At 59.4% G+C, this 14,708-nt stretch carries 14 protein-coding genes; 9 read left to right on the plus strand and 5 right to left on the minus strand.

The window, feature by feature from the left end:
• The first annotated feature begins 4 nt into the window (after nucleotides 1-4).
• The 5 genes from ACW4YW_RS06190 to ACW4YW_RS06210 all read left to right on the plus strand — a co-directional run bounded on the left by ACW4YW_RS06190 (nucleotide 5) and on the right by ACW4YW_RS06210 (nucleotide 6,579).
• Complete coding sequence (locus tag ACW4YW_RS06190) at nucleotides 5-202, plus strand: DUF3008 family protein (RefSeq protein WP_457136775.1); 198 nt, start codon at nucleotides 5-7, stop codon at nucleotides 200-202.
• Nucleotides 203-423: 221 nt separating this feature from the next.
• Complete coding sequence (locus ACW4YW_RS06195; RefSeq protein WP_457136776.1) at nucleotides 424-3,897, plus strand: response regulator; 3,474 nt, start codon at nucleotides 424-426, stop codon at nucleotides 3,895-3,897.
• Nucleotides 3,898-3,948: 51 nt separating this feature from the next.
• Nucleotides 3,949-4,764, plus strand: coding sequence for a CheR family methyltransferase (locus ACW4YW_RS06200; protein WP_309565842.1), 816 nt, complete (start codon nucleotides 3,949-3,951; stop codon nucleotides 4,762-4,764).
• Nucleotides 4,761-5,372 (plus strand): chemotaxis protein CheB, encoded by a 612-nt coding sequence (locus ACW4YW_RS06205; protein ID WP_457136777.1) that lies wholly within the window; start codon nucleotides 4,761-4,763, stop codon nucleotides 5,370-5,372. The genes ACW4YW_RS06200 and ACW4YW_RS06205 overlap by 4 nt, the downstream gene beginning before the upstream one ends.
• Entirely contained in the window at nucleotides 5,362-6,579 is a 1,218-nt protein-coding gene (locus tag ACW4YW_RS06210; protein WP_457136778.1) for a hybrid sensor histidine kinase/response regulator, read from the plus strand. The genes ACW4YW_RS06205 and ACW4YW_RS06210 overlap by 11 nt, the downstream gene beginning before the upstream one ends.
• Nucleotides 6,580-6,665: 86 nt before the next feature.
• On the opposite strand, the gene katG is transcribed toward ACW4YW_RS06210, so the two are convergent.
• Nucleotides 6,666-8,933, minus strand: coding sequence for a catalase/peroxidase HPI (gene katG, locus ACW4YW_RS06215; protein WP_457136779.1), 2,268 nt, complete (start codon nucleotides 8,931-8,933; stop codon nucleotides 6,666-6,668).
• Between the two features lie 74 nt (nucleotides 8,934-9,007).
• Complete coding sequence (locus ACW4YW_RS06220) at nucleotides 9,008-9,286, minus strand: hypothetical protein (protein WP_309565846.1); 279 nt, start codon at nucleotides 9,284-9,286, stop codon at nucleotides 9,008-9,010.
• Nucleotides 9,287-9,530: 244 nt separating this feature from the next.
• On the opposite strand from ACW4YW_RS06220, the gene ACW4YW_RS06225 reads away from it, so the two are divergent.
• Nucleotides 9,531-10,406 carry a LysR substrate-binding domain-containing protein gene (locus tag ACW4YW_RS06225; RefSeq protein WP_457136780.1) on the plus strand — a complete coding sequence of 292 codons (876 nt, stop codon included), beginning with the start codon at nucleotides 9,531-9,533 and terminating at the stop codon, nucleotides 10,404-10,406.
• 272 nt (nucleotides 10,407-10,678) lie between these two features.
• Nucleotides 10,679-11,179 (plus strand): cytochrome c(L), periplasmic, encoded by a 501-nt coding sequence (moxG, locus tag ACW4YW_RS06230; RefSeq protein WP_457136781.1) that lies wholly within the window; start codon nucleotides 10,679-10,681, stop codon nucleotides 11,177-11,179.
• A 57-nt stretch (nucleotides 11,180-11,236) separates the two neighbouring features.
• Here moxG and ACW4YW_RS06235 read toward each other — a convergent pair whose 3' ends face one another.
• The gene (locus tag ACW4YW_RS06235; protein WP_457136982.1) at nucleotides 11,237-11,989 is read right to left on the minus strand and encodes an SDR family NAD(P)-dependent oxidoreductase; all 753 of its coding nucleotides are present in this window, start codon (nucleotides 11,987-11,989) and stop codon (nucleotides 11,237-11,239) included.
• Nucleotides 11,990-12,106: 117 nt separating this feature from the next.
• Between ACW4YW_RS06235 and ACW4YW_RS06240 the strand changes: the two genes are divergently transcribed.
• A complete protein-coding gene (locus ACW4YW_RS06240; RefSeq protein ID WP_457136782.1) occupies nucleotides 12,107-13,006 on the plus strand; it encodes a LysR family transcriptional regulator in 900 nt (299 codons plus the stop codon).
• Between the two features lies 1 nt (nucleotide 13,007).
• Here ACW4YW_RS06240 and ACW4YW_RS06245 read toward each other — a convergent pair whose 3' ends face one another.
• Nucleotides 13,008-13,304, minus strand: coding sequence for a hypothetical protein (locus ACW4YW_RS06245; protein ID WP_457136783.1), 297 nt, complete (start codon nucleotides 13,302-13,304; stop codon nucleotides 13,008-13,010).
• Nucleotides 13,305-13,470: 166 nt separating this feature from the next.
• Between ACW4YW_RS06245 and ACW4YW_RS06250 the strand changes: the two genes are divergently transcribed.
• Nucleotides 13,471-14,169 carry a uracil-DNA glycosylase gene (locus ACW4YW_RS06250; RefSeq protein WP_457136784.1) on the plus strand — a complete coding sequence of 233 codons (699 nt, stop codon included), beginning with the start codon at nucleotides 13,471-13,473 and terminating at the stop codon, nucleotides 14,167-14,169.
• Between the two features lie 22 nt (nucleotides 14,170-14,191).
• Here the strand turns inward: ACW4YW_RS06250 and ACW4YW_RS06255 are convergent, their stop codons facing one another.
• Nucleotides 14,192-14,701 (minus strand): hypothetical protein, encoded by a 510-nt coding sequence (locus tag ACW4YW_RS06255; RefSeq protein ID WP_457136785.1) that lies wholly within the window; start codon nucleotides 14,699-14,701, stop codon nucleotides 14,192-14,194.
• Between the last annotated feature and the right edge of the window lie 7 nt (nucleotides 14,702-14,708).

Below are 14,708 nucleotides of genomic sequence, written 5' to 3' on the forward strand. Positions count from 1 at the left end.
CATCATGCCCGCCAAATCCAAGGCTCAGCAAATGGCCGCAGGCGCCGCGCTTTCGGCAAAGCGCGGCGAGGCCAGCAAGAAAGACCTCAAAGGCGCCTCGCGCAGCATGGTCAACAGTATGAGCGAGAAGGAGCTGGAAAAGCTCGCTTCCACCAAGCGTAAAGACAAGCCGTACAAGGTCGACAAGAACACGCACCATTAAGCCACTTATTAAGTGAGCAATAAAACCCGGCAAGGCAATTTTTTGCCTTGCCGGCGTTTTTATGTAGGACCCCGTTACCCTCCTTTGTAAGACAATTCCTACTTTGTAGGGATTTACCGGTTTTTGCCGGAAATTCTCCCGATATTCGGCGATTTTGACGCCTGCAAACCCATCAGTTGCGCTACACTACCGCATCTTGAAATCTGCAGGATATGCACTCCATGACCGGTCAAACCAATATCGATCAAGCCAGTTTCAAGCGCATCCTGCGCCGCAACATCATGCTGCCGCTTGGTGTCGGTATTGCAAGCGCAGCACTCTTTGTCGTCCTCATCCTCAACTTGCTCGATTCCATGAACTGGGTGGAGCATACCGAACGCGTGATCGGCAAGGCACAGGAAGTGTCCAAGCTCGCCGTCAATATGGAAAGCGGGATGCGCGGCTACCTGCTGAGCGGTGATGACAACTTCCTCGCGCCCTATCTGCTCAGCAAGCCCAAGATCCAGGCCGAAATCTCGGCATTGACGGTATTGGTCAAGGACAATCCCACCCAGATCGACCGCCTCAAGCGTACCCAGGCCTACATCGACCAATGGGATGCCTATGCCAGCATCATGATCGACAAGCGGCGGGCGAAGGAAGACTTTTTACCCACCTTGCGCATGGGCCACGGCAAGCTGCAGTTCGACGAGATCCGCAACGAGCTTGGCAATTTCGTCATGGACGAGCAACGCTTGCTCAAGGACAGGAACGACAATGCGCGCAAGACCATTTCCTTCTCGCTGGCTTCCTACCTGCTGTTCGTGCTGGGATTGACCGGCTTCCTGGGCTATTTCGGCCGCCGCGAGCTGCTGGGCCTGTCGAACAACTATGAAGTAATCCTGCAACGCCAGCAGGAATACGCCGACGCCCAGCAGCAGCAGGCCTGGCTACGCACGGGCCAAACCGCCCTGGCCGAGCTGGGCATCGGGCAAATGGCGCTACCGCAGCTCGGCCGTATCTCCCTCGACTTCCTGGCCAGCTATATCGGCGTGCAGGTGGGTGCGATATATGTACGCGACGACGATGGCACGTTACGCCGCTTTGCAACATACGGCTTCAGCCCCGAACATGAGCAGCGGGATTCCGTATTGCGCGAACATCAAGGCCTGCTGGGCCAGGCCGTGGCGGAAAACCGCCTCATCGACCTCGACAGCCTGCCGAACGACTATATCAAGGTCAATTCGGCCCTGGGCGACGCAATGCCCCGCCACCTGGCCATCGTGCCGATCAACAACGACGGCCGCATCAACGGCGTGGTTGAACTGGGCTTCATGCATAAGCCTGAACCGTTGAACATGGAGTTCCTAGCACTGATCGCAGGGAACCTCGGCATCGCCATCGAGGCGGCATTGGCGCGCCAGCGCCTGCAGGATTTGCTGGCCGAAACCCAGCAGCTCAACGAAGAATTGCAAGTGCAGCAAGAGGAACTGCGCACCAGCAACGAAGAGCTGGAAGAGCAGTCCCGCGTACTTGAGGAGTCCCAGGCCACCCTTGAAAACCAGAAGGCAGAGCTGGAACAGACCAACGACAAGCTGGCCGAGCAGGCGCTCAGGCTGGATGAAAAGAATGCAGCATTGCAAGAGGTGCAAGGCCAGCTCCAGGAAAGGGCGGAGGATCTTGAGCGGGCAAGCCAGTATAAATCGGAGTTCCTGGCCAATATGTCGCACGAGTTGCGGACCCCGCTCAACAGCTCCCTCATTCTCGCCAAACTGTTGGCCGACAACCGGGAAGGCAACCTCAGCGAGGAACAGATCAAGTTTGCGCAAACCATTTATTCCGCGGGCAACGACCTGCTCAACCTGATCAACGATATCCTCGACATTTCCAAGGTTGAGGCGGGCAAGCTGGAATTGAAGCCGCAGGAACTCGCCGTCCAGCACTTGGCCAGCTCGTTACAATCCGTGTTCGAACCAATGGCGCAGCAGAAAAAGCTCGCCTTCAAGATCGACGTCGATCCGGCAACGCCAAACACGATCTATACCGACCGTCAGCGCCTGGAACAGATACTGAAGAATCTGCTCTCGAATGCCATCAAGTTCACCGACCGCGGCAATATTTCCCTGCGCATCTCGACCAATGAGCACGACCAGGTCAGCTTCACGGTGAAAGACTCCGGCATCGGCATAGACCCGAACATGCACGAGGCCATCTTCGCGCCTTTCCGCCAGGTGGACGGCACTTCCAGCCGCCGCTATGGCGGCACCGGCCTCGGCCTGTCGATTTCGCGCAACCTTGCCGCCTTGCTGGGCGGCTCCATCAGCGTGGAAAGCACCCGCGGCGAAGGCAGCAGCTTCACCTTGCTGGTACCGCGGGAATGGCAGTCCAACGCCATTTTGCTGCCGCCGGAACCTGCGCCATCCCATACTGCCGAACCCACGCAGCAACCGGAGCCCACTGCCAAGCAGACAAAGCAGTTCACCGGCCCGGCATTCCCTGATGACCGCGAGCAAGCCCAGGACTCTCAGCGCCTGGTGCTGGTGGTCGAGGATGAACCCGCCTTCGCGCGCATCCTCTTCGACCTCGCTCATGAAATGGGCTACCAATGCCTGGTGGCCCATGCGGCCGACGAAGGCCTGCACCTCGCGGCGGAGTACCAGCCGCAGGCGATCCTGCTGGATATCCGCCTGCCGGACGAGTCGGGGCTCAGCGTGCTGCAAACCCTGAAAAACAACACCCGCACCCGCCATATCCCCGTACACGTGGTTTCCAGCGAGGACCATACCGAAGCCGCGCTCCATCTGGGCGCGATCGGCTACGCGCTCAAACCCACGACGCTGGAAGAGCTGAAGCAGGTGTTTGCGCGCCTTGAGGAAAAACTGTCGCAGAAAATCAAGCGCGTGTTGCTGGTGGAGGATGACGCGCGCCAGCGCGAGAGCGTGCACCAGCTGATCGCCGACGACGACGTGGAAATCGTCGCGGTGGAATTCGGTGAGCAGGCGTTGGAGCAATTGCGCAGCAATATCTTCGACTGCATGATCATCGACCTCAAGCTGCCGGACATGCAGGGCAGCGAGCTGTTGCAGCGCATGTCGAGCGAGGACATCTGCGCCTTCCCGCCCGTCATCGTCTACACCGGGCGCAACCTCAGCCGTGATGAAGAGGCGGAACTGCTGAAGTATTCGCGCTCCATCATCATCAAGGGTGCGCGCTCGCCCGAGCGCCTGCTGGACGAGGTGACCCTGTTCCTGCACAAGGTCGAATCCGAGCTTTCCAGCGAACGCCAGCGCATGCTGCAAGCCTTGCGCAGCCGGGAACGCGTGTTTGATGGCCGCCATATCCTGCTGGTGGATGACGACGTGCGCAACGTCTTCGCCCTGACCAGCGCGCTGGAGCAGAAGGGAATGAAGGTGGAAGTCGCGCGCAACGGCCTTGAGGCCATCGACAAGCTGAACCAGATTCCCGACATCAACCTGGTGCTGATGGATGTCATGATGCCGGAAATGGACGGCCTGGAAGCCACGCGCCGCATTCGCGCCGATGGCCGCTTCGAGCGCCTGCCTATCATCGCCATCACCGCCAAGGCGATGAAGGACGACCAGGAGCAATGCATGAAGGCGGGCATGAACGACTACCTCGCCAAGCCTATCGAGCTCTCGCGCCTGTATTCATTGCTGCGCGTCTGGCTGCCGGCTGGGCTCAACCATATCGAGTAAAGCGCGATGCAACAAAAGCCTGGACACCCCCCGGAACAGCCGCACGCTCACATGAGCACGCTGGACATCGAACTGCGCTTGCTGGCGGAGGCAATCTACCTGCGCTACAACTACGATTTCCGCGACTACACCGGCTCGTCGCAGAAACGGCGCGTGGTGCAGGCCGTGCGCGCTTTCGACTGCAAATCCGTCTCGGAGCTGCAGGCGCGCATCCTGCATGACGCCGACTTGTTCATGCAATTGCTGCAATTCCTCACCATCCCGGTGAGCGAGATGTTCCGCGACCCCGGCTATTACGCCAGCCTGCGCGAGGAAGTCCTGCCCATACTCAGGACCTATCCCTCCCTCAAGATCTGGGTCGCGGGATGCAGCACCGGGGAGGAGGTCTATTCCCTGGCCATCCTGCTGCGCGAGGAAGGCCTGCTGGAACGCACCATCATCTATGCCACGGACATCAACCCGGTTTCGCTGGACAAGGCGCGCAAGGGCGTTTTCCCGTTGTCGCGCATGCAGCTTTACACCAAGAACTACCAGGAGGCAGGCGGAAGACAGGCGTTTTCCGACTACTACACGGCGGCCTACAATGCAGCGCTATTCGATCGCTCGTTGTGTGAAAACGTCACCTTCGCGGACCACAGCCTCGCCACCGACAGCGTGTTCTCGGAAACGCACCTGATCTCCTGCCGCAACGTGCTGATTTACTTCAACCGCAAGCTGCAGGACCGTGCGCTCGGGCTGTTCCATGAATCGTTGTGCCATCGGGGCTTCCTTGGGCTGGGCAGCAAGGAAAGCATCGATTTCTCCGATTACAGCCAGCATTTTGAAGCCGTGCAGAAACGTGAACGTATTTTCCGCAAGCTAGGATGATGCAGAAAAAACTCATTCAATCCTTGAAGCAGCGCACGATCCAGGCGGTCGTCGTCGGCGCTTCCGCAGGTGGCGTCGACGCCATGCTGAAACTGTTCCATCGACTGCCGATGCGCTACCCCATTCCCATCGTCGCCCTGCTACATATGCAGAACCTGCGCGAGAGCAAACTGGCAGAGCTGTTCCAGCACCATCTCAGCCTGCCGGTGAAGGAAGCCGAGGACAAGGAAGAAATTGCTCCCGGCACCCTGTACTTCGCCCCGCCCGGCTACCACCTGTCGATCGAGCACAACTTGCAGTTCTCGCTGAGCTGCGAAGCGCCATTGCACTTTTCGCGGCCGGCCATCGATATCCTGATGGAATCTGCCGCGGACGCCTATGAAGCCGCCTTGCTGGGCATCTTGCTCACGGGCGCGAACCAGGACGGTGCCGCCGGCCTGCAGGCAGTCAAGCATGCCGGCGGCCTCAGCGTCGTGCAGGATCCGGATGAAGCGGAAATAGATTACATGCCGCGCGCAGCCATCAGTCTGCAAAAGCCCGACTTGATACTGCGCCTGGCGGATATCGAACAACTATTGATTACATTGGGGGAAAGACATGTCCACTAATACAGAGCTGCTGCCCAGCAAGTTGCTGATTGTGGATGACTTGGCAGAAAACCTGCAGGCGCTCGCTGCCATCATCCGTGGTGAGGACCGTGTCATTTATGAGGCACGATCGGGGGAAGAAGCCTTGGCGCTGATGCTGGAGCACGACTTCGCCCTGGCGATCCTCGATGTGCAGATGCCGGGCATGGACGGTTTCGAACTTGCCAACTTCATGCGCGGCACGGCCAAGACGCGCGACATCCCCATCGTATTCGTCACCGCCGCCGCCACTGAATCCAACTTCGATTTCCGCGGCTATGCCACCGGCGCCGTCGATTTCCTCCACAAGCCGCTCGACATCGGCGCCGTCAAGAGCAAGGTCAACGTCTTCGTCGCGCTGCACCAACAACGCATGGAAATCCAGCGGCAGGTCGCCGAGCTGGAAGCCAGCAGGAAAAAACAGGAATCGCTGCTGGCGGAACTGCGCCACACGCAAGCCGAGCTGGAGAAATCCATCACCATCCGCGACAACTTCATTTCCATGGTCGCGCACGAACTGCGCACGCCCCTCAACACCCTGTTCCTGGATGTGCAGGTGCGTACCTTGCAGCTGGAGCGCGACAACCTCGCGGCCTTCACCCAGCCGGAACTGCAAAAGATGACGGAACGCGACCGCCGGCAGATCAAGAACATGATCCGCTTGATCGACGACATGCTGGACCTCACGCGCATTTCCAGTGGCAGATTGTCCGTGCGCCCGATCAGCACCAACCTGACCGAGCTGCTGCAACGCCTGGTGCACGACCTGACGCCACAGGCAAAGACGCTGGGCTATACCCTCGAGCTGGACGCGGAAGAACAGATCCATGGCGAATGGGACGCTTTCCGCCTGGAGCAGATCATTGCCAACCTGCTCACCAACGCCATGCGCTATGGCAATGCAAAACCCATCCATATCTCGCTGCAACAGCAAGCAGGCAATGCCTTGATTGCCATCAAGGACCAGGGATTAGGCATCTCGCCCGAAGACCAGGCCCGCATCTTCCTCGCCTTCGAGCGCTGCCAGGGCAACCAGGTGAGCGCGGGACTGGGGTTGGGGCTCTATATTGCACAGCAACTGGCAGAAGCGCACCAGGGCAGGATCACGGTGCAAAGCACTCTCGGCGAAGGCTCCACGTTCACGTTGCAACTGCCGTTGCAAATCCAGCAAACCGCACACCACGCCTAGACATAAAAAAAGCCGCATCGGCGGCTCGGCACAACAAGAAACAGCCTGGCACCCCCAAGAACCAAGAGGGTGCCAGGCTATTTGCATCAACGCTTGTCGAACCTGTCCAGCTCCATGACCTTGGACCATGCACTGACGAAGTCGTGCACGAACTTCTCCTTAGCATCGTCGAACGCATAGACTTCGGCCACCGCCCGCAATTCCGAATTGGAACCGAACACCAGGTCTACCGGGGTTGCGGTCCACTTGAGCTTGTCCGTGGCACGGTCGCGCCCCTCGTAAATCCCTTGGCCCGAAGCCGCCTTGGACCACTTGGTGGACATGCTGAGCAGGTTGACGAAGAAATCATTGCTCAGGGTGCCCGGACGGTCGGTGAACACGCCGTGCTTGGCACCGCCCGCATTGGCATCCAACGTCCGCAGGCCGCCCACCAGCACCGTCATCTCCGGCACGGTCAGGGTGAGGAAGTTGGCGCGCTCCACCAGCATGTCGGCGGGAGAGCGGCGGTTGCCTTCGCCAAAGTAATTGCGGAAGCCGTCGGCCTTGGGCTCAAGCGCGGCAAACGACTTCACGTCGGTCTGCTCCTGCGATGCATCGGTGCGACCCGGCGTGAACGGCACCGTCACGGTGTAACCTGCATCCTTGGCCGCCTTCTCGACAGCGGCTGCGCCGCCAAGCACGACCAGGTCAGCCAGCGACACTTGCTTGCCTCCGGACTGCGCGCTGTTGAAGTCCTTCTGCACCGCTTCCAACCGCTTCAGGACCTTGCCCAGCTCGTTGGGGTTGTTCACCGCCCAGTCCTTCTGCGGGGCAAGGCGCAACCTGCCGCCATTGGCGCCGCCGCGCATATCCGTGCCGCGGAAGGAGGCCGCCGCCGCCCACGCAGTCCTTACCAGTTCAGGCACCGTCAAGCCGGATGCCAATATCCGGCTCTTCAACCCGGCAATGTCGTTCGCATCGATCAACGCATGATCCATGGCCGGAACAGGGTCCTGCCAGAGCAATACTTCATCCGGCACCTCGCTGCCGAGATAGCGCGCACGCGGCCCGAGGTCGCGGTGGGTGAGCTTGAACCAGGCCTTGGCAAATGCCAGCTCGTACTCTTTCGGGTTATCGAGGAAGCGCTTGGAAATCTTGCGGTACTCCGGGTCTTCCTTCAATGCCAGGTCGGTAGTGAACATGATAGGCGCATGGCGCTTGTCGGGAATATGCGCGTCGGGAACGAAATTCGCGCCCTGGCCGTTCTTCGGAATCCACTGGATGGCCCCGGCAGGGCTCTTGGTCTTTTCCCAGTCGAAGGTATAGAGCCAGGTCAGGTACTCATGCGTCCAGCGCGTGGGGTTAGTCGACCAGGCGCCTTCCAGGCCGCTGGTGATGGTGTCTTCCGCATTGCCCTTGCCGCACTTGTTCTTCCAGCCGAAGCCTTGCTCCTCGACACCCGCCGCCGCGGGCTCGGCGCCCACGCACTTCTCGGGATTGGCCGCACCGTGCGCCTTGCCGAAGGTATGCCCGCCTGCGATCAGCGCCACGGTCTCCTCATCGTTCATCGCCATGCGGCCGAATGTCTCGCGGATATCCTTGGCGGCAGCGAGCGGATCGGGATTGCCGTTCGGGCCTTCCGGATTGACGTAGATCAGGCCCATCTGCACCGCGGCCAGCGGATTTTCCAATTGGCGCTTGCCGCTGTAGCGCTTGTCGCCCAGCCATTCCTTTTCCGGGCCCCAGTAGACCATGTCAGGCTCCCAGTCGTCCACGCGGCCGCCAGCGAAACCGAAGGTCTTGAAGCCCATGGATTCCAGCGCCACATTGCCCGCCAGCACCATGAGGTCGCCCCACGAAATCTTGTTGCCGTACTTCTGCTTCACCGGCCATAACAGGCGCCTGGCCTTGTCCAGGCTCCCATTGTCCGGCCAACTGTTGAGCGGCTCGAAGCGCTGCTGCCCGCCGCCCGCGCCGCCGCGGCCATCACCCACACGATACGTGCCGGCGCTATGCCAGGCCATGCGGATGAAGAAAGGCCCGTAATGCCCGTAATCCGCAGGCCACCAGGGCTGAGACGTCTTCATCACCTGCTCTATATCCTGCTTCACCGCCTTGATGTCCAGGGTCTTGAACTGTTCGGCGTAATCGAATGCCTTGTCGAGGGGGTTGGATTCCGCCGCATGCTGGCGCAGGGGCTGGAGATCAAGCTGCTCGGGCCACCAGAATTTGGGAGACTGCAACGCCGCCTCGCCGGATACGGTCTGGTACTGTTTTCCCGGCTTGCTTTCAGCTGCCTGCGCCTGGCTGGCCAGGGTGGCGGCAGCCAATGCCAACACCACCACCTTGATATAGAAAATCGCGTTCTCTTTCATTTTACTTTCTCCTCTGATTTGTTATGCGCATTGCCCCGAGCCGTTGCCGGCCTGGGGCAAGGTCCGTCCGTGCATCAATGCAGGATGCTGGAGGCGAACAAGGCAAGCGACTTGTCCACGTCGGGCTTGTCGTTGCTGACAGCGCCGGCCTGGCGCTCGCTCTTGCCCAACAGGCTGTTGGCAAACAGGCTCAGGGATTGGTCGACATCAGGACGCTGGTTGCTGGCCGCCTCGGGCAGAGGCTTCCAGGTGCCTAACAGGCTGTTGGCGAAAGGGCGGATGGAATCAGCGTGGGCGCTGGACATGGCGGAAGCCATCAAGATCAGGGCCGCAATTTGCGTAGTCTTTTTCATGATTATCTCCTTTAATAAATTCATGATTTAAGCGAAGCGTTTCAAACCCGGCAGTCCCAGAATGGCAACTGCCGCGCTTGTGAGCATTGAATGCTTCCGCAGGCCGGAACTGAAATTCATTTGCTCAATGGCATCATGGGCAATATCAATAAGGCGAAAAGGGGCTTGATGGTTACAATTCACGAGGGCTGGCTTCAGCGCGGTAAGGCAGCTTGAGGAGGAGATAGCCCAAGAGGGGAAAAGCATGAATTTGAGAGACTTGAACTACCTGATTGCAGTCGCGGACTGCAAGAACTTCAGCCATGCGGCTAACCAGTGCGCGATTGGCCAACCCACGCTCAGCGTCCAGATCAAGAAGCTGGAAGACTACCTGGATGTGCCATTGTTCGTGCGCAATAAGAACCAGGTAGAAATTACCGAGATCGGCACCCAGGTCGTGGAAGTGGCGCGCCGCATCGTCGCGGATGCGGAACAGATCCGCATGATCGCGGCCCAGGCGCAGCTGCCCACCTGCGGCAAGCTGTCGCTGGGCGCCTTTCCATCCGTTGCCAGCTATGTGCTGCCGGAATACGTATTCCGCATCAAGCAGCACTTTCCCGAAATGAAGATGCTGGTGATCGAGGAAAAGACCAATGCGCTGATGGAATTGCTCATGGGGATGAAGCTGGATGCCGCGCTGCTGGCATTGCCGGTGAAACCGCAAGAGTTCGAAGCAAGCCCCTTGTTCGAGGACCCCTTCACCCTGGCCGTTGCCAGCGACCATCCGCTGGCCGGCCACGATGTGGTCGACCTCAATGCCGTCGACCAGGAAAACCTGCTCCTATTGGACGAAGGGCACTGCCTGCGCGACCAGGCCTTGCAGATCTGCAATCCCTCGCGCTTCATCGAGGACGATTTCCGCGCATCCAGCCTCGAAACCCTGCGCTTCATGGTCAAGAATGGCGTAGGCGTCACCTTGATGCCTTCTGTCGCCATCCAGCCGGATGAGAGCGACATCCGTTACATTCCTATCAAGCAGAACCCCAGCCGCACCATCGCCCTGGTCTGGCACCGTCAACACCCGCGCCGCAAGCTCCTGCAGGAGCTTGCCAGCCTGCTGGCCTACAAACCGATCGTATAAAAATCAAGTAAGCGGGTCTCGCAGGCTGCGGCCATTCCACTCACACACCCATCCTTTTCTGAGACGTGCATACGTTGCACATGCACGCTGTCGGCAAGCCCACCATTCCCAAGATTCATCACCTCACAGTATCAATCCCGGCGAAACCGTCCTTGAACTTTATGCGTGGGAACATCTCTAAAAAATTACACTATGGTAAGCAACCTAACAATTTTAATTCATTAAATTATATGAGTTTTATTCTCATTCAATGAAAAAACGAGGTTAACAATATGCAACTGTTCAAAAAGCTTATCATTGCAGGCAGCCTGGGCACATTGCTCGCCACTGGCTTGCTTTTAACCCATGCGCACGCCGACCTGGATTTCCGCGGTACGATTTCCGGCGATCCGCTTGATTTCACGGGCGAAACGGAAAGTCCGCAATTCAAGGAATTCAAGAACACCGGCATCAACCCCTACAATGGCGATCAGGAGGCAATGAACAAGGGTTACGTGATCTTTGCCACCGCCTGTTCCGGTTGTCACGGCCATCTGGCCGAAGGCAAGTTGGGGCCGGCGCTGAGTGACGATTATTGGACCTATCCCGGAAACCGCGAGGACAAGGGACTGTTCGAAACCATCTACGGCGGTGCGGACGGCCAGATGGGACCCCAGCAAGGCCTGCTGGAACCTGATGAAATCCTGCACGTCATGAGCTGGGTACGCGGCTGGCAAACCGAGCCGGAAAAAACCAAAAAGGCCGTCGAGGCCTACGAAAAACGCAATGGCTAGCAGGTCGCTGTAATGCGCATTCCACCGGATAACCCAGTTATCCGGTGGATATCCGGCTTACAAGAACATTCCGCCGGATGCCTCGATGCGCTGGCCGTTGACCCAGCCGCTCTCTTCCGACAGCAACACCGCCACCAACCCACCAATGTCGTCAGGCAAGCCTACGCGTCCCAATGCCGTCTGCTCGGCGACGAAACGGTTGATATCCGCATTGTCGCGTACCGCGCCGCCGCCAAAGTCGGTCTCTATGGCGCCGGGCGCCAGCACGTTGACCCGGATGCCGCGCGAGCCCAACTCTTTGGCAAGATACCTGGTCAGCACCTCGATCCCGCCCTTCATCGCCGCATAGGCGGCATAGCCCGGCAGCGAGAAGCGCGTAAGGCCGCTGGAGACGTTGAGGATGTGCCCGCCGTCCCGCAACAAGGGCAACAATGCCTGGGTGAGGAAAAACACGCCTTTGAAATGAATATTCACCAGTTCGTCAAACTGCTGCTCCGTGGTCTCGATGATCGGGCTATGAATGCCTATGCCGGCGTTATTGACGAGGAAATCGAAATCCGGCCTGCCCCATTGCTGCAACAGTGGGCGCACGCTCCCGGCAAAAGCCGCAAAGCTGCTGCTGTCGCCTACGTCCAGCTGCAAGGCGGCGGCTTTCGCCCCCAGTTGTTCGATCTCGGCAACCACCGCATCTGCCTGTTCCCTGCCGTTGCGGTAGGTAATGATGCTGTCCACGCCCTTGCGCGCGAGGTGGAGGGCCATGTTGCGCCCCAGTCCGCGGTTGCCGCCGGTGATAATCGCGATCTTGCCCATGATGCTGTCTCCTTGGTAAATGAATGTGGACACAGTCTATTGCGATAACAAATCGTGATAAATACTCGCCAAATGATTACACTGTTCAAATAATTTGAACAAAATGGAAATCACTTTATGGACAAGCTGCATGCCATGACGGTGTTTGCGCGCGTTGCGGAACTCTCGAGCTTCACCCAGGCCGCCATCAGCCTCGGCCTGCCCAAGGGCAGCATCTCGATGGCGGTGCAGAACCTCGAATCCCACCTCGGGACCAGGCTGCTGCAGCGCACGACGCGCAAGGTGGTGCTCACCCATGACGGCCAATTGTTCTACCAGCGCTGTAAGGATTTGCTGACCGACGTGGACGAGCTGGAGTCCATGTTCCTGCTCGACGAAAAAGGCATTCAAGGGCGCATCCGCGTGGATGTGCCGCTTGCCGTCGCACGCGAAGTGCTGATGCCGCACCTGCCCGCGTTCCTGCAGCAGCATCCCGGCATCAAGATCGAGCTCAGCAGCACCGACCGCCGGGTAGACCTGGTAGCGGAAGGCTTCGATTGCGTGCTGCGCGTCGGCACTCTAGGGGATTCCGGGCTGGTCGCGCGCCAGATCGGCATTCACCCCATCGTCAACTGCGCCAGCCCGGCATATCTGCAGCGGCACGGCATGCCGCTGTCATTGGACGGCCTGGAACGGCACTTCATGGTGCATTACGCGCAGGTGCTGGGTTCGGAGGAAGCGTACTGGGAATACGTGCAAGGAAACGACACCAAACGCATGAAGATGCAATCCATCATCACCGTCAACAACAGCGATGCCTACACCCAGGCCTGCCTGGCCGGGCTGGGCATCATCCAGGTACCGCAGGCGGCAGCCAAGACTCATATCCAGCATGGCAGGCTGGTCGAACTGCTGCCGGAATACCGCGCAGCACCGATGCCGGTCTCCATGCTATACCCGAACCGGCGCCATCAGCCGCGGCGGGTCCGCGTATTCATGGACTGGCTGGCGAGCCGGTTACAGGACTATTTGGGCTGATTCAATTGCTCGCCAGGCAGGAGGCAAGGTAATTACGCCGCGTGTCCCCATCCAGGTTCATCGCCGTGGCACTGATCTGGCACTGTTTGCGGGCTTGGTGTGCCGCCTCGCTCGCATAGGTTTTCGACAGCACGCAATTGTTGAGGTAGTGCTCACGCACATGCCCATCAAGGTTCATGGCGGTCGCATTCACATGACAAGCCTTCATGACCTGGAACTCGTCTTCTGCCACTGTCTTGGCGGTGGCAGGCAATGCGGCAAAGAGGGACAAGGATAGGATAGCCAGGGTTTTCATCATGCTTTCTCCATAGGTTGAACTCATGCCACCGACAGGTCTGGCGCCTGTCTTGGTGTCTGCTTTCAGGGCGGTGCGCCCCAAGACGATATTACGCCTTTTGCGCTTGCCCGGCACCACTGAATTTAGTACCGTAGGCCGCATCAATTCCACATGCCTGAGACCGACAATGACAGTATTAGATCCCGTGACCCATCCGCATTCCGAGTCGCTCCCTGCCACCTGGGCGGAAGCGATTCCTGAATTGCAGGCGCTGTACAACAGCATCAGCGCCAGCCTGGAGACGGTCGAGGATGTACGCCCGCGCCGGGGATTGTGGTTCGAGGCATTGCGCCAGGTCGAGCCGGCAAAGGCGAGAGTGGTGTTGCTGGGACAGGACCCTTACCATGGCGAGGACCGCGGGATCCAGCAAGCCCATGGTTTGTCGTTTTCCGTGCCGGAAGGGGTCAGGCCGCCGCCATCATTGCGCAATATGATCAAGGAAATGCAAACGGACGTGGGCCAGACCCTGTCGAGCGGCAATCTGATGCCATGGGCGAAGCAAGGCGTATTGTTGCTCAATGCTTCGCTCACCACGCGCGGCGGCGTGGCGGGTGCCCACAGCAAGATATGGCAAGCGTTCACCCACGCCGTCATCTACTACCTGGGCCAGCGCGAGGCGCCACTGGTGTTCATCCTCTGGGGCAGCCATGCGCAACAATTCCGCCCGCTGATCGCGCCCCAGCACCATGTCATCAGCTCGGTGCACCCTTCGCCGCTGTCCGCCCATCGCGGATTCTTCGGCAGCCAGCCCTATTCCAGGGTCAACGCTGCGCTGCGCAACCTTGGGCTGGCCGAGGTGCAGTGGGGAGAGCCGATACCCCGCTGAACCGCACCGTCCAGCCCCGGCGTTACCTTGCCAGCAGGTCTATCGCGGTCAGGATGACATAGGTGGTGGGATCGTAAACCACGTTGTAACCCTGGTAGTAGCCGATCACATATCCTGGCGGCGGCGGTGGCAAGGTGCGCAGCACATGCACCGGCACGGGAGTAATGTAGGGACGGTAAGCCGGCAGGACGGCATAGCCCGGGCGGAAGTCCGGCCTGTGGTCCCACCTGGCCCCGCGCAGGCTGCGCTGGTATTGTGTATACAGCCTTGCCCTGTCCTGGTCGCGGAATTGATATTGCACGTTCTGCTGCACGATCACATGACGCGCATTGCGCTCCCCACGCCTGTCTTGCTGCCGGTACTGCCGGTCGCCATGGCCACGGTCATGGCCTCTATCCCAGCGCTGCTCCTGACGCTGTCCCCGGTCATGCCTGTCGTCCCGGTCCGCATAGGCGGCCGCCTGGCCGAGCATGTTGGTCAGCAATACCATGCCAAGGGCTGACCAAAACCTGTTTTTATTCACCTGTTTCATACTGTCC

This window comes from Methylobacillus pratensis (assembly GCF_054072455.1).

What these genes read in the sequence shown, in the direction of transcription:
- ACW4YW_RS06190 (WP_457136775.1), top strand. Translation starts at nt 5, where the DNA reads ATGCCCGCCAAATCCAAGGCTCAGCAAATGGCCGCAGGCGCCGCGCTT.
- ACW4YW_RS06195 (WP_457136776.1), top strand. Translation starts at nt 424, where the DNA reads ATGACCGGTCAAACCAATATCGATCAAGCCAGTTTCAAGCGCATCCTG.
- ACW4YW_RS06200 (WP_309565842.1), top strand. Translation starts at nt 3,949, where the DNA reads ATGAGCACGCTGGACATCGAACTGCGCTTGCTGGCGGAGGCAATCTAC.
- ACW4YW_RS06205 (WP_457136777.1), top strand. Translation starts at nt 4,761, where the DNA reads ATGATGCAGAAAAAACTCATTCAATCCTTGAAGCAGCGCACGATCCAG.
- ACW4YW_RS06210 (WP_457136778.1), top strand. Translation starts at nt 5,362, where the DNA reads ATGTCCACTAATACAGAGCTGCTGCCCAGCAAGTTGCTGATTGTGGAT.
- katG (WP_457136779.1), bottom strand. Translation starts at nt 8,933, where the DNA reads ATGAAAGAGAACGCGATTTTCTATATCAAGGTGGTGGTGTTGGCATTG.
- ACW4YW_RS06220 (WP_309565846.1), bottom strand. Translation starts at nt 9,286, where the DNA reads ATGAAAAAGACTACGCAAATTGCGGCCCTGATCTTGATGGCTTCCGCC.
- ACW4YW_RS06225 (WP_457136780.1), top strand. Translation starts at nt 9,531, where the DNA reads ATGAATTTGAGAGACTTGAACTACCTGATTGCAGTCGCGGACTGCAAG.
- moxG (WP_457136781.1), top strand. Translation starts at nt 10,679, where the DNA reads ATGCAACTGTTCAAAAAGCTTATCATTGCAGGCAGCCTGGGCACATTG.
- ACW4YW_RS06235 (WP_457136982.1), bottom strand. Translation starts at nt 11,989, where the DNA reads ATGGGCAAGATCGCGATTATCACCGGCGGCAACCGCGGACTGGGGCGC.
- ACW4YW_RS06240 (WP_457136782.1), top strand. Translation starts at nt 12,107, where the DNA reads ATGGACAAGCTGCATGCCATGACGGTGTTTGCGCGCGTTGCGGAACTC.
- ACW4YW_RS06245 (WP_457136783.1), bottom strand. Translation starts at nt 13,304, where the DNA reads ATGATGAAAACCCTGGCTATCCTATCCTTGTCCCTCTTTGCCGCATTG.
- ACW4YW_RS06250 (WP_457136784.1), top strand. Translation starts at nt 13,471, where the DNA reads ATGACAGTATTAGATCCCGTGACCCATCCGCATTCCGAGTCGCTCCCT.
- ACW4YW_RS06255 (WP_457136785.1), bottom strand. Translation starts at nt 14,701, where the DNA reads ATGAAACAGGTGAATAAAAACAGGTTTTGGTCAGCCCTTGGCATGGTA.